This window comes from Mesorhizobium sp. USDA 4132, assembly GCF_056279545.1.
In genome coordinates, this window is record NZ_JBWCCP010000001.1 from 1526575 (window position 1) to 1536034 (window position 9460).

A 9460-nucleotide genomic window follows, 5' to 3' on the forward strand; every position below is an offset into this window, starting at 1 on the left:
GTCTTTGCTCATCCCGTGGATGTGCGCCGCTGCAGGGGTGCACGGCCGGAGGGTATGGACCACCCGGCGCTAAGGGAGAGGAAAAGCGAATGACTGTAATTCTGGGTGTGATCGTGTGCGGGTTGCTATCGATCATTTATGCCGTCTGGGCGACGCGTTCCGTGCTTGCTGCCGATCAGGGCAGTATCCGCATGCAGGAGATCGCCGGATATATCCGTGAAGGCGCACAGGCCTATCTGATGCGTCAATACATGACCATTGCCATTGTCGGCGTCGTCGTGACGATCCTTGCCTGGGTTCTGTTGTCCGGCACCGCTGCGGTCGGCTTCGTCATCGGCGCCGTGCTTTCGGGCGCTGCCGGCTTCATCGGCATGCACGTCTCGGTCCGCGCCAACGTGCGCACGGCGCAAGCTTCTTCCCAAAGCCTTGCGGCCGGTCTCGACATCGCTTTCAAATCCGGCGCCATCACCGGCATGCTGGTGGCAGGCCTCGCTCTCCTCGGCGTCTCGATTTATTACTGGATTCTGACTGCCGGCCTCGGCCATCCGACCGGCTCGCGTGAAGTCATCGACGCGCTCGTCTCGCTCGGCTTCGGCGCTTCGCTGATCTCGATCTTCGCCCGTCTCGGCGGCGGCATTTTCACCAAGGGGGCGGACGTCGGCGGCGACCTCGTCGGCAAGGTGGAAGCCGGCATTCCGGAAGACGATCCACGCAATCCGGCGACGATTGCCGATAACGTCGGCGATAACGTCGGCGACTGCGCCGGCATGGCCGCCGACCTCTTCGAAACCTATGCGGTCTCCGTCGTCGCCACCATGGTGCTTGCGGCGATCTTCTTCGCCGGCGCGCCGATCCTCGCAACCGTCATGGTCTACCCGCTGGCGATCTGCGGCGCCTGCATCATCACCTCGATCATCGGCACCTTCTTCGTCAAGCTCGGCTCCAACGGCTCGATCATGGGCGCTCTCTACAAGGGCCTCATCGTCACCGGCCTGCTGTCAATCGTCGGCCTCGCCATCGCCACCTCTCTGACCATCGGCTGGGGCACGATCGGCACCGTTGCTGGCAAGCCGATCACCGGCACGAACCTGTTCATCTGCGGGCTGCTCGGCCTCGTGGTGACGGCGCTGATCGTCGTCATCACCGAATACTACACCGGCACCAACAAGCGCCCCGTGAACTCGATCGCCCAGGCCTCGGTGACGGGCCACGGCACCAACGTCATCCAGGGCCTCGCGGTCTCGCTGGAATCGACCGCGCTTCCGGCGATCGTCATCGTCGGTGGTATCATCGCCACCTACCAGTTCGCAGGCCTGTTTGGCACCGGCATCGCCGTCACCACCATGCTCGGCCTGGCCGGCATGATCGTGGCGCTCGACGCTTTCGGTCCGGTTACCGACAATGCCGGCGGCATTGCCGAAATGGCGCACCTGCCGCCGGAAGTGCGCAAGTCGACCGACGCGCTCGATGCGGTCGGCAATACGACCAAGGCTGTCACCAAGGGTTACGCGATCGGTTCCGCGGGCCTTGGTGCTCTGGTTCTGTTTGCCGCCTATTCCAATGACCTGCAATATTTCGCCGCCAACCCCGCCCAGTATCCATATTTCCAGGGCATCGGCGAAATCTCCTTCAGCCTCTCCAACCCTTACGTCGTCGCCGGCCTGATCTTCGGCGGCCTGATCCCCTACCTGTTCGGCGGCATCGCGATGACCGCCGTCGGCCGCGCCGCGGGCTCGATCGTTGAGGAAGTGCGCAAGCAGTTCCGCGAAAAGCCGGGCATCATGGCGGGGACTGAAAAGCCGGATTATGGCCGCGCCGTCGACATCCTGACCCGGGCTGCGATTCGCGAGATGATCATTCCGTCTCTGTTGCCGGTTCTGGCGCCGATTGTCGTCTATTTCGGCGTTCTGCTGATCTCCGGCGGCGACAAGGCTTCTGCCTTTGCTGCCCTCGGGGCATCGCTGCTCGGCGTCATCGTCAACGGCCTGTTCGTGGCGATCTCCATGACCTCGGGCGGCGGCGCCTGGGACAACGCCAAGAAGAGCTTCGAGGACGGTTTCGTCGACAAGGACGGCGTCCGCCACATGAAGGGTTCGGAAGCCCACAAGGCATCCGTTACTGGCGATACCGTCGGCGATCCCTACAAGGATACGGCGGGCCCGGCCGTCAACCCGGCGATCAAGATCACCAATATCGTGGCACTTCTGCTACTGGCAGTGCTTGCCGGCTGATCTCCGAACCAAGCCAGACAAAAAAGCCCGCGAGGAGTGATCCTCGCGGGCTTTTTGGATTTTTATATCCGTTTTCCGGTGCTTACTTGCCGAAGCCGGACAGGATGCTGCGGGCTGCTGCTCCACCAGCGCTGGAACCGCCGGAAAGCAGCTGCTGCAGGAAGGTGAGGTCGCGGCCGCCGGTCGGTGTCGTGCGCGAAATCGTGTCGAACACCTTGCCGTCCTGCATCGCATAGTTGGCGCGACGGGCGACGACGCCGTCCTTGTCGAAATAGATGGCGAGCACCGTCTGGTCGACGATCTTCGGCTTCATGAAGGCCGCGGCGCGCTCGCGTTTCTGCGAGATGTAGTAGAACACCTCGGTATCGAAGGTGGCCGTCGTCGAGGGTGTGCCCATCGTCAGCAGCACCTGCTCGCGGCTCGACCCGACCGGAATGAGTTCCAGCGATTTCTGGTCGACCACGTAGCCGTTATACATGGTGTCGCCGATATGCATGGACGTGCAACCCGAGACGGTGATGGATGCGACGACCATCGCCATCGCGGTTTTACTCAAGAATGTCATCTCGTATCCGAAAACCCGCTTGTTCAACGGCATCCCCCAAACTCAACCTGCCCCTGCTGACCCTACCATTGTGGCTATTCAGGGACATAAGACCGATCCCGACCTGGATGTTAAGGCCGCGAAGATCCCACCCCGTTCGCTGATCCGGCGGAACGGCATTGCAATTCGTGCATGCTTCGGTAAACCAGCTTTCGTTTCCATGCAACATGGCCGGCGGCAGGCTGGCCCATTCCTGGAGGCAAATAACGGGAATTCAGATGATCTTCGGCCTTTTCAAGAAGAAAAACCAAAACCACGCGATTGTTGACCGCCAATACTCGACCTTGACGTCGATGGCGCGTGTACCGTTCTTTTATAGCGATCTGGACGTACCGGACACGGTCATGGGCCGTTTCGAGATGCTCTCGATCGTGATGATCCTGTTCTTCCGGCGCACCGCGAAGTCGGATTCGAGCGGGCAGGAGCTGGCCCAGGAGATCGTCGACGCTTTTTTCCAGGATATCGACCACTCCATCCGCGAGCTCGGCATCGGCGACCAGAGCGTGCCGAAGCGCATGAAAAAGCTGGCCGGGATGTTCTATGGCCGGGTGGAGACCTATGCCGCCGCTCTTGAAGGCAAGGACAGCGGGGCGCTTGCCGCGGCCCTCAGCCGGAATATCTATCCCAAGACGGAGGATGCGCCTGGGATGCGAGGGCTGGCGGACTGGATGATCGTTGCGGAGAGGGCGCTCGCCGGCATTTCCGAAGATGAGATTTCCCGCGGGCACGCGGTTTTGCCCCTGCCGGGCCCGCTGCCGCGAGAAGAGTGAGGTTTGATGAAGAACGACCATGGCGCAGGCGAAAAGCCTCCCTTTTCCTATCCCGTCAAAGTCGGGAATATTTCCGCCAATGCGGTGACCGTGAAGCTCGAGGCTGATGCGCGCGAGCTCGTGGGTCTCGCAAAGCTGTGGCAGGTCGTTTCGGTCGGTTCGTTGAAGGCCGAGCTGCAGATCGCCCGCTGGAAGAAGGACGGGGTGCGTCTCAAGGGACGCGTCCAGGCCGATATCGTCCAGTCCTCGGTCGTCACGCTCGAGCCGGTGGCATCGAAGATAGACGAGCCGTTCGAGCAGATCTTCGTGCCTGAAGGGTCGAAGCTCGCGCGGGTCGTGACCAGCGATACGGCGGAGATGGTGATCGATCCCGATGGTCCCGATCTTCCCGAAATGTTTGTCGGCGACACGATCGATGTCGGCGAAGTGGTGGCCGAATTCGCAGCACTTGCGATCGATCCTTATCCCCGCGAACCCGGCGTCGAGTTCGCCGATCACCTGGAAGGCGATCCGGATGAAAAGTCCGGACGCCCCAATCCCTTTGCCGTCCTTAAGGACTGGAAAAAGGATTGAGGACGGGTTGTAAGCGACAGCAAAAACTATATTTTGGCCACGAATTCGCCGACACGGCCCCGCATGAGGAGCGAAGGGCCGTTGGAGACGTGAGAACTGGCGCATGGTCCCCGATTGGGGCGTGCGTTCGGCGAAGATAAGGATCAGGGACGCGTGATCAGAATTTCTATCGATGCCATGGGCGGCGATTTTGGTCCCGAGGTCGTCATTGCCGGTGCCGCCAAGGCACTGGAACGCCACCCGGATGTGACCTTCCTCATCTATGGGCTGAAGGTCCAATGCGAGCCGGTCTTGGCGAAATATCCAAAACTGCGGGATAAATCCGTCTTCCACGAATGCGAACTGGCCGTCAGCATGGAGGAGAAGCCGAGCGCGGCCTTGCGCCGCGGCCGTTATGTCTCGACAATGTGGCGGTCGATCGAGGCGGTGAAACTCGGCGAGGCTGAGGTTGTGGTTTCCGCCGGCAATACCGGCGCCCTGATGGCGATGGCGAAGTTCTGCCTGCGCACCATGGCCAATATCGAGCGCCCGGCGATCGCCGGCATCTGGCCGACCCTCAAGGGCGAGAGCATCGTCCTCGATATCGGCGCGACGATCGGTGCCGACGCTCAGCAACTTTTCGATTTTGCGATCATGGGCGGGGCCATGGCGCGCTCCCTCTTCGAAGTGGACCGACCGACCGTCGGGCTTCTGAACGTCGGTGTCGAAGAGGTGAAGGGCCAGGAAGAGGTCAAGGAGGCCGGGCGGCTGATCCGCGAGGCCAACCTGCCGACGATCGCCTATCACGGTTTCGTCGAAGGTGACGACATCGGCAAGGGCACCGTCGATGTGGTGGTGACCGAAGGCTTTACCGGCAATATCGCGCTGAAGGCGGCGGAGGGCACGGCCCGGCAGATCGCCACGCTTCTGCGCGAATCGATGTCGCGCACGCTGCTGGCCAGGATCGGCTACCTTCTGGCCAAGCCCGCCTTCGACAGGCTGCGCGAGAAGATGGATCCGAACAAGGTCAACGGCGGCGTGTTCCTCGGCTTGAACGGCATCGTCATCAAGAGCCACGGCAGTGCCAATGCCGACGGTTTTGCTGCCGCGATCGATGTCGGCTATGACATGGCACGCAACGATCTCAACGCGAAGATCCGGCAGGATCTGGCAATTTACCATGCCCGTCGCCAGCCCCCGGCTGGCCCCGAAGCGGCATGACGACAGGATGTGAGTTAAGAATGATCCGTTCAGTGGTTCGCGGTTACGGGGCAGCGCTCCCGAAGCGGGTAGTGACCAATCGCGAGTTGGAAGACATCGTCGAGACCTCCGACGAATGGATCGTGCAGCGCACGGGCATTCGTCAGCGCTATCTTGCCGGCGAGGGCGAGACGACCGCCTCTCTCGGCGAGCAGGCGGCGCGTGCGGCGCTCGACAATGCCGGATTGACGCCGGATGACATCGATCTCGTGCTGGTCGCCACCTCGACGCCCGACAACACCTTTCCGGCGACCGCCGTCAATATCCAGAATCGGCTGGGCATGACCCACGGCTACGCCTTCGATCTGCAGGCGGTCTGCACCGGCTTCGTCTACGCGATGGCGACCGCCGATCTGCATATCCGTGGTGGAATGGCAAAGCGTGTGCTGGTGATCGGCGCCGAGACCTTTTCCCGCATCCTCGACTGGAAGGATCGTACCACCTGCGTGCTTTTCGGCGATGGCGCCGGTGCGCTGGTGCTGGAGGCGGCGGAAGGCGAGGGGACCATTGCCGATCGAGGCGTGCTCACCGCTCATCTGCGCTCCGACGGCTCGCATAAGGACAAGCTCTATGTCGATGGCGGCCCGTCCTCGACGGGCACGGTCGGGCATCTGCGCATGGAGGGCCGCGAGGTCTTCAAGCATGCGGTCGGCATGATCACCGACGTGATCGACAGCGCGTTTTCGGCGACAGGCACGACGGCGGACGATCTCGACTGGCTGGTGCCGCACCAGGCCAACCGCCGCATCATCGACGGGTCGGCGAAGAAACTCGGCATTCCTTTGGAAAAGGTCGTCGTGACCGTCGATCTGCATGGTAATACCTCGGCTGCATCGATTCCTTTGGCACTTTCGGTTGCCGCCTCCGACGGGCGCATCAAGAAGGGCGATCTGGTGATGCTCGAAGCCATGGGCGGCGGTTTTACGTGGGGCGCATTGCTGGTCCGCTGGTAGGGCTGCAATGATTGGCCGAAACGTAAATAAGCGATTGAGCACAGGTGCTTGACCCTCGCGCTCAAGCAAAATACTCTCTATCGGCTTTGATAAGATCAATTTCGAAAATTGGGCGGGGATCATGGCCGGCAAGACAGTAACACGCGCGGATCTGGCGGAATCGGTTTTCCGCAAGGTCGGACTTTCGCGGACGGAATCGGCCGAGCTCGTCGAGACGGTCATAGACGAAATCTGTAACGCGATCGTGCGGGGCGAGGTGGTCAAGCTTTCCTCCTTCGCGACCTTCCAGGTGCGTTCCAAGAACGAGCGGATCGGCCGCAATCCGAAGACCGGCGAGGAAGTGCCGATTTCTCCGCGTCGGGTGATGACGTTCAAGGCCTCCAATGTACTGAAGAGCCGTATCCTCAAGGCGCACACGGCGCGCAAGGCGAAACTGAAGCCGGCAAGCCCTGTCGCCTGAACCCCGGCGCCCTTTCCGCAATCCTGTGAACATGCTTGAATCTCCCGGCTTAAGCCGTTGAGATATGTCCGATTCGGCGCATAATCCGCGCATGAATTGGAGGCTATGAGTCTGCCCTTGGGGCATGGGCAGCCTGCCGTTTGGAGTGTGACCTTTGGAGAAGAGCCCGGACGCCTTTCGTACGATCAGCGAGGTCGCCGACGACCTCGACCTGCCGCAGCATGTGCTGCGCTTCTGGGAAACGCGTTTCCCGCAGATCCGGCCGATGAAGCGCGGCGGCGGGCGGCGTTATTATCGTCCCGAGGACGTCGATCTCCTGAAGGGTATCCGTCACCTGCTCTACGATCACGGTTACACCATAAAAGGCGTGCAGAAGCTTCTGAAGATGAACGGCAACAAGTTCGTCTCGGCGATCGCGTCCGGCGATCTCGCCACGATGGAAGCGATCATGGCGGCAAACAGCGAAAAGCAGGTCGAGCCGAAGATCAGCACCGCCGAAGAGGATCAGATCGTCGGCCGCCCCAAGGTGAAGCCGAGCGGCCGCTTTTTCGGCTTCGGCGGCACCCACGAGGACGACGTGGAAGTGTCGATCGGCAAGTCCAGCATCGGCAAGGAAGACCGCGCCCTGTTGCAGGAGGCGCTGTTCGATCTTCTGGAATGCAAACGCCTCCTGGATCAGGTTCGCTAATCCAACTCGCGGCAAAGTTAAGAAAAATTTACCATTCACCTCTGGTTCAGGAGAAATGAAGGATCATTTCTTCACAAGGAGAATCAGAGGAGGTGAATTATGAAGAAAAAGCTCGCCGTCGCCGTTTTATCCCTGATTACGGCCTTTAGCGGTGTCGTTCCGGCCCAGGCTTTCCCGTCGATCGCCGCCCCGAGGATCGAAGCGTCCCAGGATATCCAGCAGGTGCAGTACTGGCGCGATCGTGACGGCTGGGAAGGCCGCCGCTACTACCGCGACCGCTACGATGGCGACCGCTATTACCGCCGCCATCGCCGTGGCCCGGATGCCGGTGCGATCATCGGAGGGCTTGCCCTTGGCGCGATCATCGGCGGCGCGCTGGCCCAGCCGCGTTATGCACCGAGATACGCTCCGCGTTACTACCGACCGCGCTACTACGCCCCCCGGCGTTATGTCGGTGGCAATGCACATGTAAACTGGTGCTATGCCCGCTACCGGTCCTACAGGGCCTACGATAACACGTTCCAGCCCTATTACGGCCCGCGCCAGCAGTGCTATTCGCCCTACTGACATCCGTTGAACCGGATAACAACGTCAGCCTGCCCTGCCAATCCGGTGGGGCGGGTAAATCACGTGAGGAAGTCCCGGTTCTCGGAAAAGGTTTTTGATCTGACTGAGATTTCAAGGGGATTTAATTGGTCGGGGCGGCCGGATTTGAACCGACGACCCCTTGACCCCCAGTCAAGTGCGCTACCGGGCTGCGCTACGCCCCGACCTGCTCAATGAGCATGTTTTCCCTAGTCGCTCCGCTTTGCCGGCGCAAGCTCAAAATCCCTTGATTGGAAGAAAAAGAGGATGGTTGGCACAAGAACGCGCCGATGAACATAAAAGCCGGGTCCGAACTCGGGCATCGCGAAAGCCTTCGTCGCGGGCAGCGGCACGGGCTTCACCGAGGCTGCAGCCGCGGTTAACCGCTCGGAAGACCAACTATAAGGGGATTGCAGAGATTTCTGCGGAAGATAATCTTAGATATAAAACGAAGTTGCGCATGCTGGAAACTTCGGCATGAAGGCGGGCTAAAAGATTAGCTGCGGTATCTATGTAATGCTTAACGAAAACGCGGCGCCCGGCTTGCATTCATCAAGAGTTCTTGCTGAGACGCAAAAGGTCCGAGAAGTTTCAGAAGGCGGATTTCTTCCTCTTGATCGATACGATAGCGCTTTGCGAACTCCGCAACGCTCCAGACTTTCTTCAAGCCTTTACTATCGATATCGTCGAGATTCATATGCGTCGACATAAGTATCCCCTTTTCTTGCTTGTTCGAACCTAAACTCGCGTGGCAAATTTTGTTCCGGACAACTCTGAGCTTCTATCGTTAATAATGTATCCTCTAACGAACCCTCACTTTTCTTGGACTTTAATACCATTCTGGCCGATGCTGAGCTCGACGCCTCTGGGCTTGGTTTCTTCGCGATAGACGTAAAAACCGAGGCCGACGACGGCGACAAGCAAGGCGCCGATAATGAGATAAAGGTTATTGATGCGTGTCATGCGTACCCCCTGCACGTTGTCTGGCGGCGGGGAAACGCGTGAGATCTCAAAGAGTTCCCGCGCTGCAGCGATTTCAGTCGTCGTTTGCGGCGTTGAGGTTCTGGGGGCGGATTCCCTCGTCGTGAAACTGCTGGCGCAGCCTGAGCCCCGGCCCGGCGCCCGCATCGTCCTCACCCGCGCCGAGGAAAAGCACGCCCTTCGACTCGAAGATTGAACGCAACCGATCGGTGACGCCGGCGTTTGCGAAGACTTGCGAGGCCTCGGCTTCTTCGATCGCAGATTTGGAAAGCCCTGACGCGGCGGCCAACTCCTCCACCGTCATTCCTGTCATCGCGCGTGCGGCGCGGAGTTGAGAAACCGTCAGCATGATAGGGAATCTGGAGCGCTGGGCGCC

General features: G+C 60.4%; 13 protein-coding genes and 1 tRNA gene. 9 read left to right on the forward strand and 5 right to left on the reverse strand.

The window, feature by feature from the left end; genetic code table 11:
- Positions 1-89: 89 nt before the first annotated feature.
- A complete protein-coding gene (locus ACZ9IU_RS08000) occupies positions 90-2231 on the forward strand; it encodes a sodium-translocating pyrophosphatase (RefSeq protein WP_038541861.1) in 2142 nt (713 codons plus the stop codon).
- 82 nt (positions 2232-2313) lie between these two features.
- Here the strand turns inward: ACZ9IU_RS08000 and ACZ9IU_RS08005 are convergent, their stop codons facing one another.
- Positions 2314-2829, reverse strand: a complete 516-nt coding sequence (locus tag ACZ9IU_RS08005) for an outer membrane protein assembly factor BamE (RefSeq protein ID WP_038541863.1) — start codon at positions 2827-2829, stop codon at positions 2314-2316.
- Here ACZ9IU_RS08005 and ACZ9IU_RS08010 point away from each other — a divergent pair.
- The 8 genes from ACZ9IU_RS08010 (at position 2750) to ACZ9IU_RS08045 (ending at position 8085) form a co-directional block, all read left to right on the forward strand.
- Positions 2750-3103: a hypothetical protein gene (locus ACZ9IU_RS08010; RefSeq protein WP_162182319.1), complete on the forward strand. Its 354-nt coding sequence runs from the start codon at positions 2750-2752 to the stop codon at positions 3101-3103. The two genes, ACZ9IU_RS08005 and ACZ9IU_RS08010, sit on opposite strands and share 80 nt — an antisense overlap.
- On the forward strand, positions 3054-3605 hold the full coding sequence (locus ACZ9IU_RS08015; protein WP_038549011.1) for a ubiquinol-cytochrome C chaperone family protein: 552 nt from the start codon (positions 3054-3056) through the stop codon (positions 3603-3605). The genes ACZ9IU_RS08010 and ACZ9IU_RS08015 overlap by 50 nt, the downstream gene beginning before the upstream one ends.
- 6 nt (positions 3606-3611) lie before the next feature.
- On the forward strand, positions 3612-4178 hold the full coding sequence (locus ACZ9IU_RS08020; protein WP_038541865.1) for a YceD family protein: 567 nt from the start codon (positions 3612-3614) through the stop codon (positions 4176-4178).
- 153 nt (positions 4179-4331) lie between these two features.
- On the forward strand, positions 4332-5378 hold the full coding sequence (gene plsX / locus ACZ9IU_RS08025) for a phosphate acyltransferase PlsX (RefSeq protein WP_038549014.1): 1047 nt from the start codon (positions 4332-4334) through the stop codon (positions 5376-5378).
- A 20-nt stretch (positions 5379-5398) separates the two neighbouring features.
- Entirely contained in the window at positions 5399-6370 is a 972-nt protein-coding gene (locus tag ACZ9IU_RS08030) for a beta-ketoacyl-ACP synthase III (protein WP_038541867.1), read from the forward strand.
- 121 nt (positions 6371-6491) lie between these two features.
- Entirely contained in the window at positions 6492-6830 is a 339-nt protein-coding gene (locus ACZ9IU_RS08035; protein WP_007770264.1) for an integration host factor subunit alpha, read from the forward strand.
- Between the two features lie 154 nt (positions 6831-6984).
- The gene (locus ACZ9IU_RS08040) at positions 6985-7518 is read left to right on the forward strand and encodes a MerR family transcriptional regulator (RefSeq protein WP_038541870.1); all 534 of its coding nucleotides are present in this window, start codon (positions 6985-6987) and stop codon (positions 7516-7518) included.
- 99 nt (positions 7519-7617) lie between these two features.
- Positions 7618-8085, forward strand: coding sequence for a BA14K family protein (locus ACZ9IU_RS08045; RefSeq protein WP_038541872.1), 468 nt, complete (start codon positions 7618-7620; stop codon positions 8083-8085).
- Between the two features lie 126 nt (positions 8086-8211).
- Here ACZ9IU_RS08045 and ACZ9IU_RS08050 read toward each other — a convergent pair.
- The 4 genes from ACZ9IU_RS08050 to ACZ9IU_RS08065 form a co-directional block, all read right to left on the reverse strand.
- A tRNA-Pro gene (locus ACZ9IU_RS08050) sits at positions 8212-8288 on the reverse strand.
- A 335-nt stretch (positions 8289-8623) separates the two neighbouring features.
- Complete coding sequence (locus ACZ9IU_RS08055; RefSeq protein ID WP_038541874.1) at positions 8624-8812, reverse strand: hypothetical protein; 189 nt, start codon at positions 8810-8812, stop codon at positions 8624-8626.
- A gap of 104 nt (positions 8813-8916) precedes the next feature.
- Entirely contained in the window at positions 8917-9066 is a 150-nt protein-coding gene (locus tag ACZ9IU_RS08060) for a hypothetical protein (RefSeq protein WP_038541876.1), read from the reverse strand.
- Positions 9067-9139: 73 nt separating this feature from the next.
- Positions 9140-9433, reverse strand: coding sequence for a helix-turn-helix domain-containing protein (locus ACZ9IU_RS08065; protein ID WP_038541878.1), 294 nt, complete (start codon positions 9431-9433; stop codon positions 9140-9142).
- Positions 9434-9460 lie beyond the last annotated feature (27 nt).